Annotated in this window: 21 protein-coding genes; 9 read left to right on the top strand and 12 right to left on the bottom strand. The window is 70.9% G+C overall.

Annotated features, from left to right (window positions below):
* Position 1 precedes the first annotated feature (1 nt).
* On the bottom strand, positions 2–913 hold the full coding sequence (locus KY661_RS00320) for a hypothetical protein (protein ID WP_225408270.1): 912 nt from the start codon (positions 911–913) through the stop codon (positions 2–4).
* Positions 914–1,110: 197 nt separating this feature from the next.
* On the opposite strand from KY661_RS00320, the gene KY661_RS00325 reads away from it, so the two are divergent.
* Together KY661_RS00325 and KY661_RS00330 are read left to right on the top strand one after the other, a co-directional pair.
* On the top strand, positions 1,111–2,631 hold the full coding sequence (locus tag KY661_RS00325) for a GspE/PulE family protein (protein ID WP_225408271.1): 1,521 nt from the start codon (positions 1,111–1,113) through the stop codon (positions 2,629–2,631).
* An 18-nt stretch (positions 2,632–2,649) separates the two neighbouring features.
* Positions 2,650–3,336: a PEGA domain-containing protein gene (locus KY661_RS00330; protein WP_225408272.1), complete on the top strand. Its 687-nt coding sequence runs from the start codon at positions 2,650–2,652 to the stop codon at positions 3,334–3,336.
* A 12-nt stretch (positions 3,337–3,348) separates the two neighbouring features.
* Here the strand turns inward: KY661_RS00330 and KY661_RS00335 are convergent, their stop codons facing one another.
* The gene (locus KY661_RS00335) at positions 3,349–5,025 is read right to left on the bottom strand and encodes an amidohydrolase (protein WP_225408273.1); all 1,677 of its coding nucleotides are present in this window, start codon (positions 5,023–5,025) and stop codon (positions 3,349–3,351) included.
* A 98-nt stretch (positions 5,026–5,123) separates the two neighbouring features.
* Positions 5,124–5,897, bottom strand: coding sequence for a rhomboid family intramembrane serine protease (locus KY661_RS00340; RefSeq protein ID WP_225408274.1), 774 nt, complete (start codon positions 5,895–5,897; stop codon positions 5,124–5,126).
* 126 nt (positions 5,898–6,023) lie between these two features.
* Here KY661_RS00340 and KY661_RS00345 point away from each other — a divergent pair, with 126 nt between their 5' ends.
* Positions 6,024–6,917, top strand: coding sequence for an alpha/beta fold hydrolase (locus KY661_RS00345; RefSeq protein WP_225408275.1), 894 nt, complete (start codon positions 6,024–6,026; stop codon positions 6,915–6,917).
* Here the strand turns inward: KY661_RS00345 and rnz are convergent.
* A complete protein-coding gene (gene rnz, locus KY661_RS00350; RefSeq protein ID WP_075009419.1) occupies positions 6,889–7,812 on the bottom strand; it encodes a ribonuclease Z in 924 nt (307 codons plus the stop codon). The two genes, KY661_RS00345 and rnz, sit on opposite strands and share 29 nt — an antisense overlap.
* Before the next feature lie 165 nt (positions 7,813–7,977).
* Here rnz and KY661_RS00355 point away from each other — a divergent pair, with 165 nt between their 5' ends.
* Both KY661_RS00355 and purL read left to right on the top strand, forming a co-directional pair.
* Positions 7,978–8,667, top strand: a complete 690-nt coding sequence (locus tag KY661_RS00355) for a DUF2293 domain-containing protein (RefSeq protein ID WP_075009420.1) — start codon at positions 7,978–7,980, stop codon at positions 8,665–8,667.
* Positions 8,668–9,095: 428 nt separating this feature from the next.
* Entirely contained in the window at positions 9,096–13,010 is a 3,915-nt protein-coding gene (purL, locus tag KY661_RS00360) for a phosphoribosylformylglycinamidine synthase (protein WP_225408276.1), read from the top strand.
* Here the strand turns inward: purL and KY661_RS00365 are convergent, their stop codons facing one another.
* Positions 13,011–15,965 (bottom strand): sensor histidine kinase, encoded by a 2,955-nt coding sequence (locus KY661_RS00365; RefSeq protein WP_225408277.1) that lies wholly within the window; start codon positions 15,963–15,965, stop codon positions 13,011–13,013.
* Positions 15,966–16,331: 366 nt separating this feature from the next.
* On the opposite strand from KY661_RS00365, the gene KY661_RS00370 reads away from it, so the two are divergent.
* Positions 16,332–17,678: a restriction endonuclease fold toxin 5 domain-containing protein gene (locus KY661_RS00370; RefSeq protein WP_263436595.1), complete on the top strand. Its 1,347-nt coding sequence runs from the start codon at positions 16,332–16,334 to the stop codon at positions 17,676–17,678.
* 13 nt (positions 17,679–17,691) lie between these two features.
* A complete protein-coding gene (locus tag KY661_RS00375) occupies positions 17,692–18,423 on the top strand; it encodes an immunity 52 family protein (RefSeq protein ID WP_225408279.1) in 732 nt (243 codons plus the stop codon).
* 37 nt (positions 18,424–18,460) lie between these two features.
* Here the strand turns inward: KY661_RS00375 and KY661_RS00380 are convergent, their stop codons facing one another.
* Positions 18,461–18,664 (bottom strand): cold-shock protein, encoded by a 204-nt coding sequence (locus KY661_RS00380; RefSeq protein ID WP_075009422.1) that lies wholly within the window; start codon positions 18,662–18,664, stop codon positions 18,461–18,463.
* Between the two features lie 239 nt (positions 18,665–18,903).
* Between KY661_RS00380 and KY661_RS00385 the strand changes: the two genes are divergently transcribed.
* Both KY661_RS00385 and KY661_RS00390 read left to right on the top strand, forming a co-directional pair.
* A complete protein-coding gene (locus tag KY661_RS00385) occupies positions 18,904–19,449 on the top strand; it encodes a hypothetical protein (RefSeq protein ID WP_225408280.1) in 546 nt (181 codons plus the stop codon).
* A complete protein-coding gene (locus KY661_RS00390) occupies positions 19,446–19,766 on the top strand; it encodes a transcriptional regulator (RefSeq protein WP_225408281.1) in 321 nt (106 codons plus the stop codon). The genes KY661_RS00385 and KY661_RS00390 overlap by 4 nt, the downstream gene beginning before the upstream one ends.
* A 32-nt stretch (positions 19,767–19,798) precedes the next feature.
* Here the strand turns inward: KY661_RS00390 and KY661_RS00395 are convergent, their stop codons facing one another.
* From KY661_RS00395 to KY661_RS00420, 6 genes are all read right to left on the bottom strand, one after another.
* On the bottom strand, positions 19,799–21,523 hold the full coding sequence (locus KY661_RS00395; RefSeq protein ID WP_225408282.1) for an AMP-binding protein: 1,725 nt from the start codon (positions 21,521–21,523) through the stop codon (positions 19,799–19,801).
* An 18-nt stretch (positions 21,524–21,541) separates the two neighbouring features.
* Positions 21,542–22,501, bottom strand: a complete 960-nt coding sequence (locus tag KY661_RS00400) for an alpha/beta fold hydrolase (protein WP_225408283.1) — start codon at positions 22,499–22,501, stop codon at positions 21,542–21,544.
* A gap of 18 nt (positions 22,502–22,519) precedes the next feature.
* Complete coding sequence (locus tag KY661_RS00405) at positions 22,520–22,948, bottom strand: acyl-CoA thioesterase (RefSeq protein ID WP_225408284.1); 429 nt, start codon at positions 22,946–22,948, stop codon at positions 22,520–22,522.
* A 27-nt stretch (positions 22,949–22,975) separates the two neighbouring features.
* Positions 22,976–23,965 carry a ferritin-like domain-containing protein gene (locus KY661_RS00410; protein WP_225408285.1) on the bottom strand — a complete coding sequence of 330 codons (990 nt, stop codon included), beginning with the start codon at positions 23,963–23,965 and terminating at the stop codon, positions 22,976–22,978.
* Entirely contained in the window at positions 23,962–24,267 is a 306-nt protein-coding gene (locus KY661_RS00415) for a hypothetical protein (RefSeq protein ID WP_225408286.1), read from the bottom strand. The genes KY661_RS00410 and KY661_RS00415 overlap by 4 nt, the downstream gene beginning before the upstream one ends.
* A 175-nt stretch (positions 24,268–24,442) precedes the next feature.
* Positions 24,443–25,825: a hypothetical protein gene (locus tag KY661_RS00420; protein WP_225408287.1), complete on the bottom strand. Its 1,383-nt coding sequence runs from the start codon at positions 25,823–25,825 to the stop codon at positions 24,443–24,445.
* Between the last annotated feature and the right edge of the window lie 120 nt (positions 25,826–25,945).

The following is a 25,945-nucleotide window of genomic DNA, read 5'->3' on the forward strand; positions in this document are numbered from 1 at the left end:
CTCAGTAGCAGTTGGGCGCGAACAGCTCGTCGTCGCTGGCCGAGACGAACTGATCATCGCAGTATCCGCTGGCCAGCATGTGCCCGTTGCGCACGCAGCCATCGTGGTTGGTGGCATCCAGCGTGTACTGGGTGTCCCCGCCGCAGCCTCCGCCGCAGCGGCCAAAGCAGTTGCCCATCACCTTGGGCCGCGACCAGTGGTCCGGCTCGCCGCACACCCACGCGCCGTTGCTCATGTAGAACTCGTCCCCGTCGCAGGTGCCGTGGTCCCCGAGCTGCGCGAGCTGCTGGTTGATCGCCACCTCGAAGCCGCCCTTCGCGCAGTCGTGCTTGGCGTAGGCGTACCAGTTGAAGGAGCTGCCGCAGCTGCCGGTGTTCTTGCCGTTGCACTTCGCGTAGCTGCACAACATGGTGTAGCCGCGCCCCTGCTCGCCCATCACCGTGCGCTGCATCGCCACCGTGTCCGGGTGCTGGACCCAGAGGCTGACGGTGCGCCGCAGGTACCTGGCCTCGGGCGTGGCCGCATCTCCCGAGGGCAGCTCCGCGTTCAGCGCGGCCGACAGCCCGGCCAGCACCTGGCGGTCCGCCTCCTGAATGCGCGTGTCCTGGCCCGTCGCCTCGGCGAAGCCGTCCAGCGTGGACACTCCGCTCTCCGCGTCCAGCAGGGCCCGGAACATCGTCCCGTTGAGCCGCAGCTCGACGCGGTACACGCCCGGCTCCACCTGCCGCGAGGAGAACACCGCCTCGCCGCCGGCGCCCGTGAACGCGCCTTGCGTGAGCGCCTCGGCCACCGTGAGCGACAGCCCTTCCGAGGGCTGCACCGCGCCCGGGGCCGCCGGGGTTCCAGACGTGCTGCCCGGGCTTCCACAGGCAAACAGCATTGCTGCGGCGACGGCTCCTAGAAACGTCTTCATGCGGTACGGCCCTCCGGCCCGGGCCTCCGGCGATGCCGGGAACCCGATGGTGAAATCTTCCCGGGTGCGTGAAACGTGTTCAAGGCGGGGTGCGTTGTTTTCAGTCACATCCACGGGAGACCTTCGTGACGCGGACAGGGAGCCTGCCTTCGGGTCCGAGGCACTGTGGTAGGGTTGACCCACCCATGAGCGCGTTGATGAGCAAGGCCACAAGCTTGCTGTGGAGCTTGGCCGGATTGGTCCTCGTGGCCGGTATCGGCTGGGGGCTCTACCGGCACTTCCCCTCGGATGCGGGGGCCGCGTTGCAGCAGGGGCGGCTCTACCTGGGGGTCGCCGTCACCCCGCTGTTTCTGCTGAGCGTGGGGCTCGCGGTGGTACTGGGGGTGGGGGCTTCGGCCGCCTCGAGGCTGGCCTCGCGCGCGCCGCCTCCCCTGGCCCGGCGCCCGGCGCTGTCGCCCCTGGAGGTGGTCAACGAGGACGTGGCCATCGCCGTGCGCGAGATGCTCGTGGAGCTGGGCCAGTACCTGCAGGGGCTCGCCTCCCGGCCCGAGCCGGACATCATCCTCTTCATGGACACGCTGATGGATGGGGCCATCCGCCTGGGCGCCAGCGACGTCCACATCCATCCCCTGGAGGCGGGCACGCGCATCGCCTTCCGCGTCCACGGGGTGCTGGAGGAGGTGCTGACCGTTCCCCGCGAGGTGCACCCGCGCCTCATCAACCGCATCAAGGTGCTGGGCAAGCTCACCCTCTACAAGCTCGACAAGCCCCAGGACGGGCACTTTCCGTTCTCCACGCAGGAGGGGCCCGCGGACATCCGCATCTCCATCCTGCCCACCAACCACGGCGAGGCCGTGGCGCTGCGCATCGCCCGCAGCGGGGTGCGGCTGCCCCAGCTCACCGCGCTGGGCTTTCCCCCCGCGCTGCACACGAAGTATCAGCAGCTCCTGGGCCTGCCCCAGGGCGTCATCTTCGTGGCGGGCGCCACCGGCAGCGGCAAGACGACGTCGCTGTATGCCTCGCTGGGCTACATCAAGGAGTCCCGCGGCGCGCTCACCCGCATCGCCTCCATCGAGGACCCCGTCGAGTTCGACGTGCCCCTCTTCGCGCAGACGCAGGTGAACTCCGAGCAGGGCTTCACCTTCGCGCAAGGCCTGCGCTCGGTGCTGCGCCAGGACCCGAACGTCATCATGGTGGGCGAGATTCGAGACCCCGAGACGGCGCGCACCGCCATCCAGGCGGGCCTGAGCGGCCACCTCATCCTCACCACCATCCACGCCAACTCGGCGGCGGGCGTCTTCAACCGCCTCATCGAGATGGGCGTCGAGCCCTTCCTGCTGGCCTCCGCCACGGTGGCCACGCTCTCGCAGCGGCTGGTGCGCGCGCTGTGCCCGCACTGCCGCGCCCCCTCGCCCATCAGCCCCGAGGAGGTGGCCCGGCTGGATGCGGCCGGCCTCGCCAGCGGCACGTTCTACGGCCCGGTGGGCTGCGAGCGCTGCGGCGGCAGCGGGTACCTGGGCCGCACCGCCATCTACGAGATGATGGCCGTCAGCCCCGCCATCCGCGAAGGCATCAACGAGAAGCTTCCCTCTCCCCAGCTCCATGAGATCGCCAAGGGCGAGGGCATGGTGCCGCTGCTGGCGGCGGGGGTGGAGCGCGCGCGCGCGGGGGCCACCACCCTGAGCGAGGTGTTCCGGGTGGTGGGCGGTGGGGCCTGAGACGTTGGGAGAGGACTCGTGAGCAACTCGCAGCCACCGAAGACGCCCCCAGGGCCCGCCCCCGGCTCCGATGACATGGAGACCGCCGTGCTGCGGCGTGACCAGGAGATGGCGCACGTGCAGTCGCGCACCGCCTCGGCCTCCTGGCAAGCGCCGCCGGGGGGCGCCTCTCCGGACGCGCCGGTGGGTCGGGGGGGCACGGGCGGTACGCTCCTGACGCCATCCAGAAGCGGCAAGGGAACGCTGGCCGCCGTGCTGCGGCTGGCGTCCGCCGCCTGTGGGCTGGGCGCGGCGGTGCTGTTCGTCCTGCCCGAGCTGACGGGGACGTTCGTGGTGCCTCCGCCCCAGGCGGCCACGCCGGCCGCGCAGAAGGTCAAGGTCATTGCCCCCACCTTCGAGGATCCGGAGCCCGCCGAGGGCCTGGACGGCACGGTGTCCGAGCAAACCTCCGCCTTCGACGGGGCCACGGTCCTGGTCGTCTACTCCAACCCGAGCGGCGTGGCCGTCGAGGTGGATGGGAACGACCAGGGGGGAACCCCAGTCTCCCTCACGCTCGACTGCCTGCCGGGAAAGCCCATCCGCGTGGAGCTCTTCAAGCGCGGGTATGAGCGCATCCAGCACACCGCGTTCTGCCGGAAGGACACGATGATCAAGCTGTTCGCCCCCCTGAAGAAGGCGGCGAAGGCCTCCGGCGGGAAGCGCTGAGCGCCCTGGGGCTCAGGGCGCCCGGTACACCTCGGTGCCCGCCACCACCGTGAGGCGCACCTGGGCGGTGAGCAGGGCCTCGGCCGCGCCGTCCACCGGGTCCACGGACAGCGCGACGAAGTCCGCGTCCATGCCCGGCTTCAGTTGTCCCCGGACCCCTTCCGCGAACGCGGCGAAGGCAGGCCCCCGGGTGAAGCCTTCCAGGGCTTCCTCCCCGCTGAGGCGCTGCGCGGGAAGCCAGCCCCCCGGCGGCTGCCCGGCGGCGTCCTGCCGGGTGCGCGCGGCGTAGAGCCCCGCGCGCATGTCCGGCCGCTCCACGGGGAAGTCGCTGCCGAGCGCCAGCGTGGCCCCCGCCGCCTTGAGCCGCTGCCACGCGTAGGCGCCCTGAATGCGCTCGGGCCCCACACGCGCCTCCGCCCACGGCATGTCGCTGGTGGCATGGGTGGGCTGCACGCTGGCGATGACGCCGTGGGCCCCCAACGTCTGGATGTCCTCCAGGCGCATCACCTGGGCGTGCTCCACGCGGTGCCGTCCGGCCCGCACGGCCTCGGGGCCCATCACCTTCAAGAGGGTGTCGAGCACGAGCGTGTTGGCCCGGTCGCCGATGGCGTGCGTGGCCACCTGGAAGCCGCGCGCGGTGAAGGCCCGCACCCGCGCCTCGTACTGCTCCGGGGTGAGCAGGAGCAGGCCCCGGTGGCCCGCCTCGTCGCTGTAGGGCGCATGCAGCGCCGCGCCCCGGCTGCCCAGGGCGCCGTCCGCGAGGAGCTTCACCGCGCGCATCGTCAGCCGGTCTCCCTGGAAGGGGCCTTGGGCGAGGTAGGCCTCATGCTCCGCGCCCTGGCCGTCCGCCATCGCGTAGACGCGCAGGGGCAGCCGCCCCTCGGCATCCCAGCGCTGGAGCAGCCGGAAGGTGCGCAGGTCCATCCCCGCGTCGTGGACGCCCGTCATGCCCTCCGCGGCGCAGCGGGCGAGCGCCGCCCCGAGCTGGGCCTCGTGCTGCGCGTCCGTGGGCGGCGGCATCACCGCGTAGACAAGGTTCATGGCGTTGTCCACGAGCACCCCCGTGGGCTCTCCGTCCGGGCCGCGCAGGATGCGGCCGCCTTCCGGATCCTTCGTGTCCCGGGTGATGCGCGCGCGCCGCAGCGCCTCGCCGTTCACCCACAGCGCATGGCCATCCACGCGGTCCAGCGCCACCGGGGTGGAGGCCCAGCGCGCGTCCAGCTCCGTGCGGTCCGGGAAGGCCTTCTCCGGCCAGTCGTTCTGGTCCCACCCGTTGCCGACGAGCCAGTCCCCCTGGAAGGCCGAAGGAGGGGCGGCCTTCAGGCGCTCCAGGATCTCCGCGCGGGAGCGGGTCTCCTCCAGCCGCACCGTGGCCAGGGCACGCCCGAGCGAGGCCAGGTGGCCGTGCGCATCGGTAAGGCCCGGCACCACCGTGGCCCCGCCCAGGTCCACCACCCGGGCACCGGCGCCCGCGGCGGCGAGCACCTCCTGGCGGTTGCCCACCGCCAGCACCTTGCCGTCCCGGACGGCGAAGGCCTCGGCCCGGGGCTGCTTCGGGTCCTGCGTGCGCACCGTCTGGGCGGTGTACACCGTCACGGGGGAGGTGGAGGGTTCGGCGGCGCGCCGGGCGCAGCCGGCCGCGCAAGCCACGAGGAGCACCGCCACGAGGGAACACCGGACACGTCGCATCAGGACACCTGCCAGGGGCCGCCCCCGGGCACCGGGGCGCGGGCGCGGCACTGTGGCGTACCTGGCGGGCGCTGGCTACGGCCTTGGACGCTGGCGGCTCAGGGGTGGTCCGGGTGCAGCCGGTGCCGCCACGAGGTGCGCCGGTCCGTGTAGCTCCGGTTCTCGAACAGCTTGATGAGCACCATGCCGGCCACGAAGCCGCCGATGTGGGCCCACACGGCCACGCCGCCGGACACCTCCGGCCGCAGCGTCATGAGCTGGGGCAGGCCGGTGATGACCTGGAGGACGAACCAGTAGATGAGCACCACCCAGGCCGGCAGCGAGATGAAGGTGATGAAGATGAACAAGGGCAGGAGCAGCTTCACCCGCACGCGCGGGTAGAGCACCAGGTACGCGCCGAGCACTCCCGAGATGGCCCCCGAGGCGCCCACCGTGGGCACCGGCGAGGTGGGGTCCACCAGCACGTGGGCCCCGGCGGCCACCAGCCCGCACACGAGGTAGAACACGAGGAAGCGCCCCCGCCCCATGCTGTCCTCGACGTTGTTGCCGAAGACCCAGAAGAACAGGCAGTTGCCGAGGATGTGGCCCCAGCCCCCGTGCAGGAACATGGAGGAGAGCGGGGTGAGCCAGTTGAACGGCTCGTTGTCCACCACGCACGCGAGCCCCTCGCCCAGCGGCACCGCGAAGCCGAGCTGCGCCCGGCCGCTCAGCTCGCCGGGCACCATGCCCCAGTTGCACACGCTCGAGGCCAGGGCCACGGTGTTGAATCCCGCGCCCTGGACCAGCGCCCAGACCGCCACGATGGCCCCCAGCAGGCCATACGTCATCACCGGAGTACGAAGGGTCGGGTTGTCGTCACTGATGGGAAACATGGTGGGGCGCCATCATGGGCATTGGGTTGGGCTGAGGACAGCGCCGAAGCGGTGGCGTGTATGACGCCTGACGTCTGTCCCGGAGTACGCTTTTCCTTCAGGGGCGCCTGACTAGGGTCAAGGCCCATGACCGCCCTTTCCACGCTCTCGTTGCCGTTGCCGTCGCTTCGCATGCAGGCCCTGGAAGCCGGGCCTTCGGATGGACCGCTCGTGCTCTTGCTGCACGGCTTCCCGGAGTCCTCGGAGAGCTGGCGCGAGGTGCTGCCCATCCTGGGCGCGGCGGGCTTCCGGGCGGTGGCGCCGGACCTGCGGGGTTACGGCGGCACCGACCGGCCGAAGTCCGGGTATGACATCGACACGCTGGCGCGCGACATCCAGCAACTGGCCCGCCACCTCCAGCCGGACCGGCCCGCGCACGTGGTGGGGCACGACTGGGGCGGCGCCATCGCCTTCCACCTGGCCGCCTGGCACCCGGGCTCCGTGGACCGGCTGGCCGTCGTCAACGCGCCGCACATGGAGGCCATGGTCCGCAACCTGACGAACCCGGTGCAGCTCCTGCGCTCCTCGTACATGTTCTACTTCCAGCTGCCCTGGCTGCCGGAGCACCAGCTCTCCCGGAAGGGGGGCGCCGCCGTGGCCCGGCTCATCCGCCGCTCCCTGGTGGACCCCTCGCGCGTGTCCGAGGAGCGCCTGGCGCGCTACGCGGAGAACTTCTCCCGCCCGGAGGCGGTGAGCGCGGCGCTGGCGTATTACCGCAAGGCGCTGATTGGCCTGCTCCTCCAGCAGCGGCCCCGGCGCACCCCGCGCATCCGCGCCCCCTTCCGGCTCATCTGGGGCAAGGAGGACAAGGCCCTGGGCATCGAGCTCACGAAGGGGTTGGATCCCTGGTTCGAGCAGCCCATCCAGGTGGACTACCTGCCGGGGGTAGGGCACTTCGCGCCCCTGGAGGCCCCCGAGAAGGTGGCGGCGCTCGTGCGCGAGCACCTGACCGTCAGTCCCGGAGCGGCAGCTCCACGGTGAGCCCGTCGTGGGCCACTTCCACCGGCCCCGAGAACTCCTCCCGGGCCTGGCCCAGGAGCTTCGAGGGGTCGGTGTCGTGGCGGCTGGACAGGTGCGTGAGGATGAGGCGCCGCACGCCCGCCTCGCGCGCCACCCGCGCCGCCTCGCGCGCCGTGGAGTGCCGCGTCTCCAGCGCCCGCTCCTGCTCGTCGTCGCTGAAGGTGGACTCGTGTACCAGCAGGTCCGCGTCCTTCGCGGCGCTGATCAATGATGCGCAGGGGCGCGTGTCCCCGGAGATGACCAGCCGCCGCCCGGGCCGCGAGGGGCCCACCACGTCCTCGGGCCGCACGGTGGTGCCATCCGCCAGCGTCACCGCCTCGCCGCGCTGGAGCTTGCCGAAGCTCGGCCCCTCGGGCACGCCCAGCTCGCGCGCCTTCGCCAGGTGGAAGCGCCCGGCCCGGGGGTCCTCCGCCAGCACGTACCCCAGCGCGTTGATGCGGTGGTCCACCCCCACCGCGTGCACGGTGTAGCCGTCGCGGCGCACCGAGTCCCCGTCTTTCAGCTCGTGGATCTCCACCGGGAAGGACAGCGAGTCCACGCCCAAGTGCACCGCCTGGTGCAAGAGCCGCCGCGCGGGGGGCGGGCCATACAGCCGCAAGGGGTGCTCGCGGCCCATCATGCCCAGCGTGCGCAGAAAGCCGATGATGCCCAGGTAGTGGTCCGCGTGGAAGTGCGTGAAGAAGGCGGCCTCCACGGTGAAGCCGGTGCCGAAGCGCACCATCTGCCGCTGGCTGCCTTCGCCACAGTCGAACAGCAGCAGATCCGAATCCGCCTTCACCGTGAGCCCCGAGAGGTTGCGGTGCAGCGTGGGCTGCGCGGCCGAGGTGCCAAGGAAGGTGAGCCTGAGGAGGGACATGCCGGCGCTTCCCACGGAACAGTAGTCTCCCACGCCCGCGTCCCGGCCTCCCGGGCAGGGGAGGACTCCACGGGCGCACACGCTGGGGAGGCCCTTTAGCAGGCTTGGGCGGCGCTGCGCTTCCCTCTCCGGCACGCGGTACGCTATGCAGCCGCGCCCTGTCCCATGCCTGACTCCCTGACGGTTGCCCCCACCCCGGACCCGCGCCGCGTGCGCGCCCCCGATGGCTCCCTCCTCACCCCCCCCGCCGGCTGGGCCCTGCTGCCCCCCGGGGACGCGGGCCTCACGCGCCGCGTGAAGGCCGCCGGCCCCAGCTGGACGGTGGTGGAGAAGGTGGGCCGCAAGCTCTTCTCGCGCGGGGTGTGGGCGCCCGAGGCCCACATCCTGGCGGCCCGCGCCGGGCTGGAGGCCGAGCGCGCCACCCCCGCCTACGCCAAGCGCCGCGCCTCGGACGTGGCCCGCCGCGAGCGCGAGCAGGCCGAATACGAGGTGGAGTTCGCCAACGCCGTGCTGCGCTTCCTGCGCTTCGCGCCCGCCTTCGCCGCGCTGGGCAAGCGCCTGGCCGTGGCGGTGACGGCCCATGCCATTCCCGTGGGCAGCGGCACCGTGGCGCGCACCGAGCGCATTCCCCTGGAGCGCCGCGCCGAGGCCGCCGTCATCGCCTGGCTGCGCCACCAGACGACGGCGTACGACCACATGCGCATCGCCCGGGTGAAGGGCGCCCGCCGCGAGGTGCGCCGCGAGCTGGCCGAGGTGTCCCGCGCCCTGCTCGACGTGCACCGCCGGGACGTGCCGCACGCCCCGCCCTCCTGCACCCTGTGCACCGCCGTGGAGAACCCGCCCCGGCCCCCATGAGGGGTGGCCTCAAAAGGGACACCCCCCGGTGTCCTCTTTTCGGACAGGCCGGGAGAGCCTTCAAGGCCTTGAATTCTCAGCCTCTTTCCCGGCTGACGAAGCGCGTAATCAAGAACAGGCTGGGAAACCGGTGGAGCATGGTTGCTCCAGTATTGTGAGACGCTGGTTCTCGAATCCTGAATTTACCCGCGTTTGAGGGCTGGCCTGGCCTTTGCTACGGTCGCGTCACGCTTGGACGGGTTTCAATCCCCCGGCCGTCCAGGCGTGTTTCCCAAAAGTCCTCCGTTCCACCCCCCTGCCGCTGGGGGGCTTCGTCCCCTTTTTGCCTGCCCTGGAGGCAGGCGGGCCGGGCAGAACTCTTCCGGACGGGCCTTCGGGCATCGGTGATAAGCACACCTCGGCCGTTTTCCCCGGTCCTGGTGATCACCATGTCCCCCATGAATCTGCTCACCCTGCGCGGCGCCCCTGCCCTTTCCCTGTTCCGCCGGGACAAGCTGCTCGCCCAGTGCCGCGAGCGGGTGTCCGAAGTCACCTCCGTCTACGCGGAGTTCATGCACTTCGTTGACGTGGATGGGAGCCTGTCGGCCAAGGCGTTCAGCACCCTGCTCCAACTCCTGGAGTACGGCCCGAGCATCCCGCGCGGGGACTGGCTGGGCAGCCGTCTGGTCATCCTGCCCCGGCCGGGCACCGTGTCGCCCTGGTCGTCCAAGGCCACGGACATTGCCCGCAACTGCGGCCTCACCCAGGTGCGGCGCATGGAGCGCGGCACGGTCTTCTTCGTGGCGGGCGAGGACGGGCTGCCCCTGGAGGACGCGGACCTGGAGCAGCTCAAGCCCCTCTTGCACGACCGGATGACGCAGGTGGTGCTGGGGCGCATGGAGCAGGCCTCCCTGCTGTTCTCCGCGCAGGAGCCCCGGCCGCTCACCTCCGTGGACGTGCTGGGCGGCGGCCGCGCGGCGCTGGTGGCGGCCAACCAGGCGCTGGGGCTTGCCCTGGCGGAGGATGAAATCGACTACCTGTGCGCGCGCTTCGGGGCGCTGGGGCGCAACCCCACGGACACCGAGCTGATGATGTTCGCGCAGGCCAACAGCGAGCACTGCCGGCACAAGATCTTCAACGCGAGCTGGACGGTGGACGGCGTGCCCCAGGAGGGCTCGCTGTTCCAGGCCATCAAGAACACCCATGCGGTGCACAGCGAGGGCGTGCTGTCGGCCTACAAGGACAACGCCTCGGTCATCGAGGGGTTCGAGGCCGAGCGCTTCTTCCCGGATGCCACCACCGGCGAGTGGACCTCCGTGCGCGAGCCCACGCACATCCTCATGAAGGTGGAGACGCACAACCACCCGACGGCCATCTCGCCGTACCCCGGCGCGGCCACGGGCGCGGGCGGCGAAATCCGCGACGAGGGGGCCACCGGGCGGGGCGCGAAGCCGAAGGCGGGGCTCACGGGCTTCACCGTGTCGAACCTTCTCATCCCCGGCCAGGAGCAGCCCTGGGAGCAGCTCTATGGGCGGCCCGGGCGCATCGCCTCCGCGCTCGACATCATGCTGGAGGGGCCCATTGGCGGGGCAGCCTTCAACAACGAGTTCGGCCGGCCGAACCTGAGCGGCTACTTCCGCAGCTTCGAGGTGCAGGTGCCCACGCCCGAGGGCGTGGAGGTGCGCGGCTACCACAAGCCCATCATGATCGCCGGCGGCCTGGGCAACATCCGCGCCGGGCACGTGCGCAAGGGCCAGCTCCAGCCGGGCGACAAGATTGTGGTGCTGGGCGGGCCCTCCATGCTCATCGGCCTGGGCGGCGGGGCCGCCTCCTCCATGACGCAGGGCACGAGCGCGGCGGACCTCGACTTCGCCTCGGTGCAGCGGGACAACGCGGAGATGGAGCGCCGGTGCCAGGAGGTGATTGACCGGTGCTGGGCCCTGGGCGAGCAGAACCCCATCCGCTCCATCCACGACGTGGGGGCGGGCGGCCTGTCCAACGCGGTGCCGGAGCTGGTGCACGACAACGGCCTCGGGGGCCGCTTCGAGCTGCGGGAGGTGCCCAACGCCGAGCCGGGCATGTCCCCGGTGGAGATCTGGTGCAACGAGGCGCAGGAGCGCTACGTGCTCGCCGTGGCGCCGGAGAACCTGGCGCGCTTCGTGGCGCTGTGCGAGCGCGAGCGCGCCCCGTTCTCGGTGCTGGGCGAGGCCACGGCCGAGCAGGTACTGAAGCTGGGGGACAGGCTGCTGGGCGCCGCCCCCATCGACTTGCCGATGGACGTGCTGTTCGGCAAGCCGCCGCGCATGCACCGGGACGTGAAGTCGCGCCCGCTCACCCACGCGCCGCTGAACCTGGAGGGCGCGGAGCTGGGGGACATGGTGGCGCGGGTGCTGGGCCACCCGACGGTGGCGGACAAGTCCTTCCTCATCACCATTGGGGACCGGACGGTGTCGGGCCACACGAGCCGCGACCAGATGGTGGGGCCCTGGCAGGTGCCGGTGGCCGACTGCGCGGTGACCACCACCACGCTCACCAGCCACACGGGCGAGGCCATGGCCATGGGCGAGCGCACGCCGCTGGCGCTGCTCGACGCGGCGGCCTCGGCGCGCATGGCGGTGGGCGAGGCCATTACCAACATCGCCGCGGCGCGCATCGCCCGGCTGCCGGACGTGAAGCTGTCGGCCAACTGGATGGCGGCGGCGGGCAGCCCCGGCGAGGACGCGAACCTCTTCGCGGCCGTGCGGGCGGTGGGCCTGGAGCTGTGCCCGGCGCTGGGGCTCACCATCCCCGTGGGCAAGGACTCGCTGTCCATGCGCACCGTGTGGGAAGAGGAGGGCACGCGCAAGGCCGTCACCGCGCCGGTGTCGCTCATCGTCTCGGCGTTCGCGCCGGTGCTGGACGTGCGCCAGTCCCTGACGCCGCAGCTCCAGGTGCCGGGCGAGGACACGCGGCTGCTCTTCATTGATGTGGCGGCCGGGAAGCAGCGGCTGGGCGGCTCGGTGCTCGCGCACGTGTACCGGCAGGTGGGCCACGAGTGCCCGGATGTGGAGCGCCCGGAGGCGCTCAAGGGCTTCTTCGCGGCGGTGCAGGCGCTGAACGCGGCGGGGCTCCTGCTGGCCTACCACGACCGCTCCGACGGCGGCCTGCTGGCCACGCTGTGCGAGATGGCGTTCGCGGGCCACTGCGGGCTGGACGTGGACCTGTCGGGGCTGGGCGGGGACGCCACGGCGGCGCTGTTCAACGAGGAGCTGGGCGCGGTGGTGCAGGTGCGGGCCTCGGAGGTGGCGCGCGTGCGCGAGGTGCTCGGCCAGCACGGGCTGGGCGGCCACTGCCACGAGCTGGGGCGGCCCCGGGCGGAGCTGGAGGTGGGCCTTCGCCACGGCGGGCAGACGCTGCTCGCGGTGCCCACCATGGCGCTGCGGCAGACCTGGTCCCGCGTCAGCTACGCGCTGCAGCGGCTGCGCGACAACCCGCGCTGCGCCGACGAGGAGTACGCCGCGAAGTGCGACGTGGCGGACCCCGGCCTGTCGCCGAAGCTCACCTTCGACCCTGCCGAGGACGTGGCGGCGCCGTTCATCGCCCGGGGCGCCCGGCCGCGCGTGGTGGTGCTGCGCGAGCAGGGGGTGAACAGCCAGTCGGAGATGGCGGCGGCGTTCACCCGCGCGGGCTTCACCGCGGTGGACGTGCACATGAGCGACGTGCTCGCCGGGCGCGTCTCGCTGAAGGACTTCGCGGGCGTGCTCGCGTGTGGCGGCTTCTCCTACGGTGACGTGCTGGGCGCGGGCGGCGGGTGGGCGAAGTCCATCCTCTTCAACGCCCGGGCGCGGGACGAGTTCGCGGCCTTCTTCGCGCGCCCGGACAGCTTCGGCCTGGGCATCTGCAACGGCTGCCAGATGATGGCGCAGCTCAAGGAGCTCATCCCCGGGGCTGGGCACTTCCCGCGCTTCGTGCGCAACACCTCCGAGCAGTTCGAGGCGCGGCTGGTCCAGGTGGAGGTGGCGCCGAGCCCCTCGCTGTTCTTCCAGGGCATGGCCGGCAGCCGCATGCTCATCGTCTCCTCGCACGGCGAGGGGCGGGCGGAGTTCGCCAGCGACGAGGAGGCTGCGCAGGTGAACGGGCTGGGGCTGGTGACGGCGCGCTTCGTGGACAACCACGGCCAGGTGACGGAGGCCTACCCGGCCAACCCCAACGGCTCGCCCTTCGGCATCTGCGGGCTGACGACGCCCGAGGGGCGCTTCACGCTGATGATGCCGCACCCGGAGCGCGTGCACCGCACGGTGCAGCACTCGTGGCGGCCGGACGGGTGGGGCGAGGACGGGCCGTGGATGCGCCTGTTCCGCAACGCCCGGGTGGCGCTCGGCTGATTACCGCGCCAGCGGCAGCTCCACCGTGAAGAGCGTGCGCACGTTGGGCTCGCTCTCCACGCGGATGGTGCCGCCGTGGGCCTGGACGAGCTCCCGGGTGATGTAGAGCCCCAGCCCCAGGCCCCCGTAGTGGCGCTCGGACACGGCGCGCTCGAACCGCTCGAAGATGCGCGACAGGTGCGTGGGCTCGATGCCGATGCCCTGGTCCATCACCGTCACCACGGCGCGCTCCGCCTCGGCGCGCACGTGCAGGGACACCGGGCGCCCGAAACCATACTTCAGCGCGTTGTCCAGGAGGTTGGTGAGCACCTGCTCGATGCGCGCCGCGTCCCACGAGCCCACGCACGCGTGCTCCACCCGCACCGAGAGCGTGGAGCCCGCCAGGGCCGCCGCGGGCTCGAAGCGGGAGGCCACCTCGCGCGCCAGCGCCCCCAGGTCCACCTCGGTCCGCGCCAGCTGCAGCCGCCCCGCGCCGATGCGCGACACGTCCAGCAGGTCCCCGATGAGCTCCGTCAGCTTGCTGATCTGCTTGCGGCCCGTGTCGATGTAGCCCTGCACCCGCCGGGTGAAGGGCGTGTCGGGCTGCTGCGCCACCTCGCGCGCGAGCACCTGGAGCTTGATGCTCAGGGGCGTCAGCGGCGTCTTCAGCTCGTGGCTGGCCACGGAGAGGAACTCGTCCCGCACCTGGATGGCCTTCTGGAGCGCGGTGTGCAGCCGGGCGTGGTCGATGGCCACGGCGGCGCGCGAGGCCAGCTCCTCCAGGAGCCCCACCTCGTCCGGATGGAAGGCGCGGCTGGGCGGGGCCACCACCGACATGGTGCCCAGCGTCCGGCCTCGCACGCGCAGCGGGAGGATGCACACGGCGCGGCCCTCGCGGAACACCAGGGGCCGGTCCGCGCCCAGGGCCTCGTGCCTTCGCTCCAGGGGGGCGCTCAGCGTCCAGTCCCGGTACGGCTCGTGCGCGGTGGCCGGCTTGTGGGGAATGGCCACGGCCTGCTCCAGCCGGCCCTGCTCGTCGAGCAGGTCCACCAGGCAGCCCTCGGCGAGCGTCTCCACCATCAGCCGCGCCACCTGCTCGAGCGTCTCCTTCTCGTCGAGCGAGGCGAACACCCGCTGCCCGGCCTCGGCCAGGAGCGCCAGCTGGCGGCGGGCCTTCACCTGGTCCGTCACCTCGATGAAGGTGGTGCCCACGCCGGCCACCTCCCCATCCGAGCCCTTTACGGGGAAGTAGCTGGAGAGGTAGTGGCGGATGACGCCCGGGTGGGTGGAGGACTCGGTGGAGTTCTCCTGGTTGATGAGGGGCTCGCCCGTCTCCAGCACGTGGCGCAGGGGCTTCTCCACCTCGCCCCAGACCATGGGCAGCACCTCGCGCACCGAGTGGCCCACGTGCTCTTCCTGGGGCACGCCGTTGATGCGCGCCAGGGCCGGGTTCACCTTGAGGTAGCGCAGCTGGGTGTCGAGCAGCGCGAAGCTCACGGGGCTGGCGGCCACCAGCGAGTCCACGAGCGCCAGCGCCCGCTCCGTCTCGCCCCGGGCCTGGCGCTCGCGCTCGGCGCTCTGGCGCAGCGCCTGCTCCACCTCGATGCGGGCGGTGATGTCCCGGTGGATGCCGATCCACTCCCGGAGGGTGCCGTCCTCGTTCTTCACGGGCACGGCGCGCCCCTGCATGTAGCGGTACACGCCGTCATGGCGCCGCATGCGGTGTTCCACCTGGTAGGTGGTGCGGTTGTGCACCGCCTCGTCCCAGGCCCGCCGGGACAGGGCCCGGTCCTCCGGGTGGACGGCCTCGAGCCAGCCCCAGCCCTTCAACTCCTCGAAGGGCTGGCCGGTGAAGGCGCTCCAGCCGGGCTGCTTGGTGGTGAACTGCCCCGAGGGCGGGGTGTTCCAGACGATCTCCGAGGTGGCCTCCACGAGCGAGCGGTAGCGCTCCTCGCCCTGGCGCAGCTCGGTGGCCAGGGCCTCCACCTTGCGGATGGTGCGCACCTGGGCCGTCACGTCCTGGTGGACGCTCACCCAGTGGCGCGCGCCGTCCAGCTCCGTCGCGGTGATGCGCACCCGCGTCATGACGGAGGTGCCATCCTTGCGCAGGTTGATCCACTCCCCGGTCCACTCCTCCTGGGTCTTCAGGGCATCCCGCACGGCCGTGGCCCGCAGGAGGAAGTCCTCCGCGGCGGCGTCGTACAGGCTGGAGACGTGCTGGCCCAGGAGCTCACCGGGCGCGTAGCCCAGCAGCCGTTCCAGGGCGGGATTGGCATAGCGCACGGTGCCCTGCCCATCCGTGACGCTCACCCCTTCCGCGAGGCTCTCCAGGATACGGGTGTGCAACGTAAGTTCCTCGGACGGGAGGGGCCGCCGCGCTGGGCGCCCCTCGGCTTTCTTGCGCGAGTGTTGCGCGGCCTCGAGCAGGCGCGCATCGTGGAGACGGAACGCGGCCCGGTCGGCCAGCTCCTGGAAGAGATCCAGGTCCTCCTCCGTGAGGGGAACCTCCCGGCCCACGGCCAGCACGCCCAGCAGGGCGCCCGGCACGCGCAGGGGCACCGCGAGCAGGCTCAGCGGCGGGTGCCGCTCCAGGAGCGCGAGCATCTCGGCGGGCAGGCGGTCCGCCTCGGGCGGCAGGGCGGTGTCGAGCTGGGCCCGTCCGGTCTGGACGGCCAGGCCGGGAAGGCCCTCACAGGGCGCCAGCCGGATGGGGGTGGCGCGCACCTGGAGCGCCTCGGTGAGCGGGGGGGTGACGTGCTGCGCGGCGCGGAGCACGAGGCTGGCATCCTCCGCGGGGCAGAACACGGCGGCCAGCTCCGCGAAGGGGCCCACGGAGAAGCGCGCGAGGGTGCGCAGCAGGGCCTGGGGCTCGAGCCGGGTTTCCATCAAGGCGCGCGAGGCGTCCGAGAGCCACTGGAGCCGTCCGGGCGCATGCCGCACGGGCGTTGCATCCGAGATGAGTGCCGCGAAGCCCATCACCTTGTCCCCCTGGGTGACATGGGAGTGTACTTCAGTGTGACGTGAGTGGTGCTGTCCTGCCTGTCACGCGTCCAACACTCACGCCGAGGGGAGGCTCCGTCTTGGAGATTGATAAACCGATACTCTCCAGCGGTGTGCTCGGACACGGGCAATCCCAGGTAAGGGTCTGACATCCAGCGTGACGCGGCTGCACGGCTTTCGTAGCAGACGGGAGCGACAGCCAAGCCGTGTCCGTGACGCGGATGTGAACAGGAAGACTCGGAGAACCCGGTGGCAGGGGGCGCCGCCGCGGCGACTGTGGCGCAGGACACGGTGCGCGCGGTGAAACGTTGTCAGCGAGACATTTTCTTCGGAAAAGCGCGCATGAGCGTCCGGTGGATCGCGTGGGGATTCCTGCTGATTTGGGCCAGCGCGTGTGGAAGTGCGCGCAGGGTGCGGCTGGAAACGGGAGAGGGGCCGCCGAAGGACTATACGCCGTCTTCCTGGAACACGTCCGTGTGGGTTCCAGAGGAGGCATTCGAGGAGGCACTGGCGGCCTGGGTCTTGGAGGCGCCGCTGGCGCTCCGCGCGCCTCGCGCTCGCGGGCTGGTGCGCACCTCCCACGCTGGCCCTGGGGCGGACACGCCGTGGCATGTCCTGCTGCGCAAGAGTCATGGGGGCGTTTGCGAGGCTGCTCGGCCCCCGGTGGATTGCCTGTCTCCCCTGGAGGAGGTGGGCAGGTGGGGAAGCGGGGACAGGCTGGGGGTGGCGCTGGGCCTGTCCCTTCGGCCACTCCAGAGGAGCATCGCCGAAGCGGTGAAGGAGACGCTGACCCCTCAGCTCTTCTATGCGGCGGCGGTTACCGGGATGGTGTCCTGGGTGGTGCTGGCGGCGGCACCCGAGCCGGTGTTCACGAAGACGGCCGCGGTGGTGGCCGCCGTGATGATGGCCTACCTGGGGGTGGATGCCTTCCTGGAGGTGGTGAAGGCCAGCATGGAGCTGAAGCGGGCCACGGACACGGCGGCCACCGTGGAGGACCTGGAGCGGGCAGGGCAGCGCTTTGGCCAAACCCTGGGCACTCAAGGCGCGCGGATCTTCATCCTGGCGGTGACGGTGGCGGTGAGCCATGGCACCGGCGGGGCTTCCTCGTGGCTGGCGGCCCGGATGCCGCTGCTGCCGAGGTTCACGGAGGCGGCGGCGCTGGTGGCTTCTCAGGCCGGTCTGAGGCTGTCCGCAGTGGGGCAGGTCACGGCGGTGGCGGTGGTGGAGGGGCAGCTTGCGCTCACGTTGGCGCCCACGGCGGTGGCCATGGCGGCCACGGGTTCAGGCGGCGCGGCCGCCCAGGGGCCTGGAGAATGGATCCAGGTCAACGAGAGCATGTCCGCGAGTGCCCGGAAGTACCAAGCGCAGGTGACGGGCGCTCCGGAAGGTTCGGCCTACCGGGTCAGGGGAGGAGGGGAGAAGGCGGACTTCGACGGTTACAGGGATGGCGTTCTGCTGGAAGCCAAGGGGCCTGGATACGAGGCTTTTTTCGAGAAGAATCTTGAGCCCAAGCGCTTCTTCAAGGGAGGAGAGGGGCTCTTGCAGCAGGCGCAGCGTCAAATGGTGGCGGCTCAGGGAGCGCCCATCCAGTGGATCGTCGCGGAGAAGCGCTTCGCGGAGGCTCTTCGCAAGCTGTTCACGAACAGTGGTTTCAATATCGAGGTTGTTTATGTCTCACCGGTTCCCTGAGAGGGCCAGAGCCATGGGAGAGTCCTACTACATCGGTGCGTATTGGCTCGCTCGCCGCGAGACGCCCCAGGCGTGCGCCAGCCGTGCGGAGGCGTTCTTCCGTGAGCTTGGCCCGTGCGAGCAGACCTGGAGCCGCTGGCATGAAACAGCTGGCTCGTTCGCGGAGGCCCGCGCGCTTCGGTTCCAGCCTGAGCACGGGGCTTTCGAGGGGCTCTTCGGGCGCAAGGCGAACCGGGTGGGCGATGGCTTCAATTTCTGGCTGTGGGCAGGGGACCCTCCAGAGGAGGCGACGTCCGTCAGCGTGGCTTGCGGCAGCTCCACCCCGTTTGTGAATTCAATGTGTGTCCTCACTCCCCCGTCCGCAGGCTCCGTGGCCTCACGGGTGCAGACGGTGTCTGTCATGACGAATGCCCTGCGAGCCATGGTGCTCGCGTGGGAGCCGGAATGGGGGGTTGCCACCTCGTCAGACCACCGGGATGCGGTCTGGCCATCCCCCAAGCCGGGGACGTTCACCGGTTGGGTGACGTATGTCTCACGTCACCGAGGCACGGTCCCCCCGCTGCCCGGGCCGGTGCGGGTGGAGCCCGTGGAGGACAAGGGGGCACTCGTGGTCCTCACGCCGGAGCGGTTCACGGTCTCCAACCCAGAGCACGTGGCCCTGGCGGACCGTGTTCAGACGCTGCTGGCGGGGGCGGGACTGCTCAGGCCCTTGCGGCCTGAAAAGACGGAAGCCCGGCCTCCGTGAGGAGACCGGGCTCCGGCACTTCACCAAGAATTCCGAATCAGGCCGCGCGAACGTTCTGCGCCTGGAGCCCCTTGGGGCCGCGCGTCACTTCGAAGGAGACCTTCTGACCCTCGGCCAGGGTGCGGAATCCATCCATGTTGATGGCGGAGTGGTGGCAGAACACGTCCTCGCCGCCCCCGTCCTGCGTGAGGAATCCGAAACCCTTCGCATCGTTGAACCACTTCACAGTACCAGTTGCCATGAGCCTTTTTCTTTCGTTGCGAGGCGGCTTCCGCCACCCTTCTTCTACCCAAAAACGGGCGCCATCGACTTAGCCCGCGTGGATCGGAAAGTCGAGCCAACCCCGGGCAGGTCTGCCCCCGTGGCTATCGCCCGGTGGACAATTGGGGAAACGCCCTGGCCAGGAGAGAACATCCCGCCCCATCCTCTCCGGCCCCGGCCATGCCTAGCTTGGAAGGATACCTTCCCAAGGAGTTGCACATGGCCGATTCCCCTCCTGGCGAGCGCTCTTCCCACCTGCGAGGTGGCTCCTCGCACACCGTGCAGGGCTCCCTGCGCCACATGTGGGACCGGAGCGCGGCGGCGGGAATTCCCGCCCACCCCCTTCCCGGCGAGCTGCCCTTGCGCCGCTGGGTGCCTCAAGGCACCCACTCCCTGCTCGACTACGCCGTGGGCCTGGGCGTCGCCGGGGCCGGCTGCCTCTCTTCCGAGCCGGCCGCCCGGCGGGCAAGCGTGGCCCTGGGCCTGGGGTTCGCCGGCCTGAGCCTGCTCACGGACACCCGGCTGAGCCTCTCGCGGCTGGTGCCCATCGAGCTGCACGAGCTGGCCGACTACGGCTGGGGCCTGGCCGTGCTCGCCGCGCCCTTCGTGGGCGGCTATGCCCGCCGCGCGCCCGCCGTGGCCGCGGTGCAGGTGGTGGCGGGCGCCGCGCTGCTCGTGGCCTCCCTGCTCACGGACTACCGCTGCACCAGCGGCATGCACCTGGGCCGGGAGCGGATGACGGACCTGGGACCCGTGGGCGGATGAGCGAGCAAGTCCCTCAAGCGCGAACCACCACGGTGCGCGCCGCGCTGGAGGCCGCGCTCGTGGCCGCCCCCGAGGCGGGCCTCACCGCGCGCGAGCTGTCCGCCGCGGTGGGCATCTCCGAGAAGGACGTGGCCGAGCACCTCGTCCACCTGCAGAAGTCCCTCCAGGCCTCGGGGGGACGGCTGGAGGTGCTGCCCGCGGAGTGCCTCGCCTGCGGCTTCGTCTTCCGGGACCGCAAGCGCTTCACCCGCCCGGGCGCCTGTCCCCAGTGCCGCGCCACCCGCGTGGATCCTCCCGCCTTCCGCGCGGAGCGCTGAGCCATCCCCAGACGGCGGCGGCCCCCTGCTGCTCAGCGCTTCGGGCCGCGAATCACCGATTGGAGCGCCTGCTGCCCGGACTGGAGCCACCGGCTGCCGCGCTTCCGGACGTCGAGCAGCGAGCCAAAGAAAAGCCGTTGCGCGCGCATCCGCAGCCAGTCCGCGCGCAGCTCCATGGGCGTGGCGATGCGGAGCTGCCCTTGCACGTAGGCCTCGGTGATGGCCCGGCGCTGGAGCTTGCCGCTGCTCGTCTTCTGGATCTGCCCGTAGCGGATGAACAGCACGTCCTCCTGCGCCACCGACACGCCCACCACCGCCAGGAGCTTCTCACACACCTGGAGCTGGCTCTGGGCTCGCTGCTGGAGCGCCGCCGCGTGGCTGACCTCGGCGAGCACCACCACGCGCCCCTGCGTCTGGATGACCACGGACCTCCCAGGGCGAATGAACGGGAGCTGCTCGATGGCCTGCTCGAAGTCACTGGAGAAGTAGCTCTGCCCGTTGACCTTGATGCGATCGTTGATGCGCCCGGTGATGAACAGCTCGCCGTCCTGCAGGAAGCCCAGATCCCCGCTGGGGTAGTAGCCCTCGCCGTTCCGGAGCGGGCGCTCGTCCGTGTAGTACGAGTCCGCGAGGCTCCCGCCCTTCAGTTCGATCTCCCCCAGCTCCCGCTCGCCACAGAGCGCGCCGTCTTCGGTGCGCAGCCGCACCTCGAACTCCGCCAGAGGCCGTCCCACCGAGATGGCCTGCTGCCCGTTGGGGGCGGTGACGGCCCGCCAGGCCTCGTCCCGGCCCACACAGGCCACCATCAGCACCGCCTCGGCCATGCCGTAGCAGGGCTTGATCGCCTCGCGCCTCAGTCCCCGGGGCGCGAGCATCTCCGTGAACAGCTCCAGGTTCGGGATGTTGATGGGCTCGCTGCCCAAGTAGACGTTGCGCAGCGCGGAGAGCTCCACGCGCGCGAGATGCTTGGGCTCCAGCTCGCGCATCGTCTTGAGCGCGTAGTCGATCGCGAAGTTCGGGATGACGGAGAGGGTGGCGCGCCGCTCGGACATGAACTCCAGCCAGCCCATCGGATCCATGAGGAAGCTGACGGGCTGGCTGACGTAGGCATCGACGCCCGCGTAGATGCACGTCAGCAGGCCGATCAGCCCCATGTCATGGTAGAGCGGCAGCCACATCACGCCCCGGTCCTCCGCCGTCCGGCCGTCGTGCTGGCTGATCATCCGCAGGTTGGCGAGCAGATTGCGCTGGGTGATGGGGACGCCCTTGGGAAACGACGTCGAGCCCGACGAGAACTGCACGAAGGCCAGCTCCTCGGGCCCCATCTCGCGCAGCCGGACGCCTTCCAGGTGGGCCCCCGCGGGCGGCAGCGGCACCCGGCGCAGCGGCAGCTCCAGCTCGCCGAGGCTTGGCACGTCGAGGATCCGGTGCACCGGGTAGCGCTCGGAGAGCCGCCCCAGGAACTCGCGGTAGCCCTGCCGGGGCGTGCTGAGAATATAGGGCTTCACCGAGAGCGGGATGGCCCCCACCTCCATCAAGCCGAACAGCGAGAAGAGAGCCGCCTCCGTTGTCTCGAAGGGCAGCACGACGTGGTCGCCGCGCTGAATGCCCTGGGCCCGGAAGTGCTCCGCACAGGCCGCCACCCGGGCTGGAAAGCGGGCATAGGGCAGCAGGACCGGCGGCGTGAAGAAGTCTTCGACCAGATACAGCCCGCGGCGGGCATCGGTCTCTGCCAACCGTTGGATGACGTCGAGCATCGCCGTCCCCCTCCGCGGTCAGGCGCCGCCTGCGTGGGCGCGCATCCACTCATGGACGCGCGGGAGGACCTCCTGCTGGGCCCGGCTGCCGCGGAGGATATCGAAGTGGCCGAAGTCGCTCGCGAAGCCGTGAGAGCGCCCGCAGATGACGAGCGTCTTGTCCCCGCTGCCCAGCTTCTCCACGAGCTTCCCGGCGCGGCGCGGCGAAGCATGGAACACATCGGCCTCCCCCACGCCGGAGAACACGGGGAGCGTCACCTGCCCCAGGGCCTGCCAGTAGTCCGTGGCCCCGTCCAGGCTCCGGAACGCACCCGTGGGAGCCCAGTCGGCGAACTGCCGCATGAGCGCGGCGGGCTCATCCGCGGGGCCCTGCTTGAGCGCCTTGGCGGGGAAGCGGCCCAGCATCCCGGCCAGCTGGCTGGAGAAGCGGACCATGAGCGCCTTCTTCAGCCCTCCATCGCTGTAGTCATTCACGGCCGAGGACAACACACACACACCACTCAGCATGCGCTGGACCTCGGGCTGGAGTCCCAGCCCGGCGAGCGCCGCATAGCCGGCCATGCTGTGGGCCAGCAGAAAGAGGGGGCCGGTGTGCCGCTCCCGTGCCGCGCGCACCAGGGCCGGGATGTCCTGCTGCGCGTAGGTGTCGAAGCTCCAATCCCACACCCGCTTCTCGGGCCACCGGCTGCCTCCGTGGCCCCGAAGCTCCGCGGCGTAGACCGTGCAGCCTTGATCGATGAAGTAGCGCGCGGGTCCCGTGCCGTTCGAGCTCAGGAAGAAGCGCGCATCGGAGAACAGCCCGTGCAGGCACAGGATGCCGACCCCTGCCGCGCTCTGAGCCGTCTCGCTGCGCGCTTCCAGGACGTGGAGCTGATGGCCTCCGGTGGCCTCGGTCCACCACTCGTTTCGGATCAGCCCCGTGGCGGGCGCGGGGTGGGGGGAGGAGGGCGGCGTGCTGACGGGGGTAGGCTGAGACATGTGTGTCGAGACCTTTGCTCAGGAAGCCGGTTGCCGAGCGGAGGCGAGGAACTCCTGCACGGAGCGCACGGCGCGATCCTCCGTGCTGACGAAGGCCGCCTGCACGCGCGCCTCGACCGCTACGGTCCGCCCGGAGTCCACGAGGATCTGCTGATGGAAGCGCGCCCGGTAGTGGATCGCATCCACGTCCTCCACCTCCTCCGCGAGCGGCTCTTCCAGCCGTGTGCGCACCACCACCTCTTGTGGGGCGATCTCACGCTTGTAGTCCACCTCGATGCGCAGGGTGACGGCGATGATGCCGCCACCCCGGCGCAGGGAGTGCAAATCCATCCACGCCCACCGCCCCGCCTCCAGGTACTCCAGGGCGATCGCGTTGTTCACGTGGCCCAGGCTGTCCAGGTCATTGGGCCGGACGCGCAGGAGCAGAGACGATTCTTCGAGGCGCAAGACAGGAGACTCCCGGAGCGGGGCCAATCAGCAGCCGACCAGTTCCATCCACTTGTCCTTGACCTCTTCGGCCGAGGAGACGGTGATGCCGGTGATGCGCTTGAGCGCGTTGAAGATCAGCATCTCCTTTTTGTCGATCGCGTCCGGCGAGTACATGCCCTCGCGGTACTCGAGCTGATCCCACCAGTTGACGTGGGTGTCCCGCTGCACCACGCGCTCGCGCTTGCTGCCGTGCACCTCTCCGTCATCGCGCAGGAAGAAGTACGCCACCGCGAACGCCTCCTTCGCGTGGTACTCCCCGCTGTCCACCAGGGCCTTGGCGAACGCGACGAAGTAGTTCATGTGCTGAATCTCGTCCGCCCCCACCTGCTTGAAGAGCGCCTTGAGGCCCGGTTGTTGGATGACGCGCGCGCAGTTCCCGTAATTGACCGCGGCGACGATCTCCGAGACCGCCAGCAGCGTCAGCGTGCGGAGCATGTCGTCATCCGGGAAAATCTTCCGGAACTCGATGAAGGTCTCGTCCGAGACGCGCTCGAGCCCGAACAGGGTGGCCAGCCGGTTGAAGCTGGTCTCGTGGTGCGCCTCCTCCTCGTTCCAGTAGCGGCTCCAGGTGCCACAGGCCTGCATGATGGAGGCGACGGTGGCGTTCTTGCCCTGCCACCGGCGGCACTCGCTGTCGGACAGCCGCGCCAGCCGGTCCGCGCCGGGCTTGGTGGTGAGCTCCGCCCGTCCCGCGTTCCACACCAGCAGCCGGTCCGACTGGGACACGCTCTCCACGTCGATCGCGGACAGCGCCTCCATGACACTCCAGCGCCGGGACTCGTGCAGGCGTTGCTGCTCCCAGGTGATGTCCACCAGAGAGCGGCCCTCCTCGGTGAATGCCCGGTAGAGGTCCGCGACGATGACCGGCTTGCCGGCCTCCCGGGTGTCCTCGGCCTGCACCGGCACCTCCACGTGCTGCGCCGTGACATGGGGCTGCGGCTGTCCACTGTCGACGCGCTTGGTGTGCGTGCTCATGCCGGCCTCCCCTGCTGACGGGCGATCTCTTCCATGAGGAGCTCGAGGACCTTGGAAATCGGCGCGTCCAGCGCGAGCGCGGGCAGCCGGATGCGGATGTCGTGATCCTTGCGCAGGGCGTTGGCGGTCCGCGCGAACGACTCCATCAGGTCCACGCTGTTGGTCATCTTCTCGGAGCGGGCGATGATCTCCGCCAGCGTCAGGTCGGGCCCGAACACGGCCTCCGACGGCATCCCCACGCTCTCGCAGAACTTCTTCTGGATGTACGCCTTCAACTCGCTGGTGGCTGCGGTGTCCGCCATGGACTCCTCCTCGACAGGGAAGGGAGGCGCCTCGTGCAGCGAGAGCCCTCGGCTCCTTGACCTGCGAAGCCTCAAGCGATGACCTGGCCCCTCCCTCTGTGCAGGAGTTAACGCTCAATGCCGGGGCAAATCAATAGCGGCTCACGTCCCAATGACACACAGAAGGGACGAAGGCTCAGGGCTGCACGGGCAGCAGGAACCCCTCACGGAAAGGCCCCTGGCCGGGCCCCCGCGCCTGCACCAGGCTGCCCGCCACGTGGGCCTGTCCGGTGGCGTCGATGCCCAACGTATGGGCCCGGGCCTCGCCCCGGCTGGCATAGCCCCGGGACCACACGGACGTGCCATCCTCGGGCAAAAGTTTACTCACATAGAGGCCCGCGCTTCCCCCTGCCTCCCAATCCCTTCCACCATCGTGCTCGCCGGCCACCAGCACCTGGCCCGCGCCATCCGTGGCCAGCGCCGTGGCCGAGGCGGCGAAGGAGCGCGCCCAGCGGGAGTGGCCCTGCGGGTCATAGGCAATCAAGAACCCATCCTGCCAATCGGACTGGAACGTCGCGCTCTGGAAGAAGAAGCGGCCCGTGTACGTGCCGGACACGAAGACGCGCTCGGGCCCCACGGCCACCGCCTGGGCGGTGCCCTCCGCGCCCGTCACGTCATGGCTCCAGCGGTGGCGGCCTTCCGGCGACAGCTTGAGGAGGTACGGCGTCCGGGACAGGACGGTGGCGAACGTGGCGCCGCCGAAGCTCACCGCGCCCGAGTAGCCGCCCGCGACGAGGATGTCCCCTTGCGCGTCCACCGCCACGGCACGCGCGGAGACATCCCCCCGGAGGCTGCCCAGCGCGCGGCTCCAGCGCGGCTCGCCCGCCGCGGAGAAGCGCGCCACGAAGGCGCCGGACCGGTCCACCGGCACCGAGAGGGGGCCGGTGCCGAAGTCCCTCTGGCCGCCGAAGTCCCCCGTCATCACCAGTTCGCCCGAGGAGGGCTCCACCGCCAGCGCCGTCACCGTGAAGGGGCCCTCGCCGGGAAAGGAGCGCGTCCAGTCCAGGTGCCCCTCCGGGGACAGCCGCGCGAGAAAAGGCCCCTCGGCGAGCCATGCGCCGCCGAGCTGGAAGCCCGCGGAGGTGCCCGCCAGCACCATGCCGCCTTCGGGCTCCACGGCCACGGCCCCCACCTGGGCGCGCACGGCGCCCTTCCCAGCAGGGACGAGCCCCTGGGCCCAGCGCAGCTCCCCTTGAGAGGACAGACGGGCCACCAGCATGTGGGGCCCCGAGACTTCACGTTCGAAGGGCAGGGGTTTCCCGCCCAGGCTCACAGGTCTCTCGTAGTCAGCCGCCAGGAGGACATCCCCATTGGGTGCCACCGCGGCACGTAACGCCTGGCTGACCCCCAGCGCCAGCGCCCGCCGCCCCTCGGCGCCACCCATGCCCTCACCCGCGGCCGGCCTTACTTCCTCGAGACCCGCTCCTTCCACCCCCGCGGCAGGGGGCGCTTTCTCGCATCCCGCGAGGAGCCACCCCACCGCGAACACCCCGCCCACGCCCCGAACCCACCCCACCATCCCCCGCCCCCGCCTCACCCCACCTGCCCGCCCTGCCACCCCTGCCCTTCGAACCTGCGAAGGGTTTCATTGCATGGGGGGTGCCACCCGCGCTCCGCGCGCACTTCCGCTCGGAAAAAG

Origin of the sequence: Allostigmatella hybrida (assembly GCF_020103775.1) — a bacterium.
GTDB lineage: Bacteria > Myxococcota > Myxococcia > Myxococcales > Myxococcaceae > Hyalangium > Hyalangium aurantiaca.

What these genes read in the sequence shown, in the direction of transcription:
- KY661_RS00400 (WP_225408283.1), bottom strand. Translation starts at nt 22,501, where the DNA reads ATGTCTCAGCCTACCCCCGTCAGCACGCCGCCCTCCTCCCCCCACCCC.
- KY661_RS00320 (WP_225408270.1), bottom strand. Translation starts at nt 913, where the DNA reads ATGAAGACGTTTCTAGGAGCCGTCGCCGCAGCAATGCTGTTTGCCTGT.
- KY661_RS00340 (WP_225408274.1), bottom strand. Translation starts at nt 5,897, where the DNA reads ATGTTTCCCATCAGTGACGACAACCCGACCCTTCGTACTCCGGTGATG.
- KY661_RS00325 (WP_225408271.1), top strand. Translation starts at nt 1,111, where the DNA reads ATGAGCAAGGCCACAAGCTTGCTGTGGAGCTTGGCCGGATTGGTCCTC.
- purL (WP_225408276.1), top strand. Translation starts at nt 9,096, where the DNA reads ATGTCCCCCATGAATCTGCTCACCCTGCGCGGCGCCCCTGCCCTTTCC.
- KY661_RS00410 (WP_225408285.1), bottom strand. Translation starts at nt 23,965, where the DNA reads ATGAGCACGCACACCAAGCGCGTCGACAGTGGACAGCCGCAGCCCCAT.
- KY661_RS00385 (WP_225408280.1), top strand. Translation starts at nt 18,904, where the DNA reads ATGGCCGATTCCCCTCCTGGCGAGCGCTCTTCCCACCTGCGAGGTGGC.
- KY661_RS00345 (WP_225408275.1), top strand. Translation starts at nt 6,024, where the DNA reads ATGACCGCCCTTTCCACGCTCTCGTTGCCGTTGCCGTCGCTTCGCATG.
- rnz (WP_075009419.1), bottom strand. Translation starts at nt 7,812, where the DNA reads ATGTCCCTCCTCAGGCTCACCTTCCTTGGCACCTCGGCCGCGCAGCCC.
- KY661_RS00335 (WP_225408273.1), bottom strand. Translation starts at nt 5,025, where the DNA reads ATGCGACGTGTCCGGTGTTCCCTCGTGGCGGTGCTCCTCGTGGCTTGC.
- KY661_RS00380 (WP_075009422.1), bottom strand. Translation starts at nt 18,664, where the DNA reads ATGGCAACTGGTACTGTGAAGTGGTTCAACGATGCGAAGGGTTTCGGA.
- KY661_RS00365 (WP_225408277.1), bottom strand. Translation starts at nt 15,965, where the DNA reads ATGGGCTTCGCGGCACTCATCTCGGATGCAACGCCCGTGCGGCATGCG.
- KY661_RS00370 (WP_263436595.1), top strand. Translation starts at nt 16,332, where the DNA reads ATGAGCGTCCGGTGGATCGCGTGGGGATTCCTGCTGATTTGGGCCAGC.
- KY661_RS00395 (WP_225408282.1), bottom strand. Translation starts at nt 21,523, where the DNA reads ATGCTCGACGTCATCCAACGGTTGGCAGAGACCGATGCCCGCCGCGGG.
- KY661_RS00390 (WP_225408281.1), top strand. Translation starts at nt 19,446, where the DNA reads ATGAGCGAGCAAGTCCCTCAAGCGCGAACCACCACGGTGCGCGCCGCG.
- KY661_RS00375 (WP_225408279.1), top strand. Translation starts at nt 17,692, where the DNA reads ATGGGAGAGTCCTACTACATCGGTGCGTATTGGCTCGCTCGCCGCGAG.
- KY661_RS00415 (WP_225408286.1), bottom strand. Translation starts at nt 24,267, where the DNA reads ATGGCGGACACCGCAGCCACCAGCGAGTTGAAGGCGTACATCCAGAAG.
- KY661_RS00355 (WP_075009420.1), top strand. Translation starts at nt 7,978, where the DNA reads ATGCCTGACTCCCTGACGGTTGCCCCCACCCCGGACCCGCGCCGCGTG.
- KY661_RS00420 (WP_225408287.1), bottom strand. Translation starts at nt 25,825, where the DNA reads ATGGTGGGGTGGGTTCGGGGCGTGGGCGGGGTGTTCGCGGTGGGGTGG.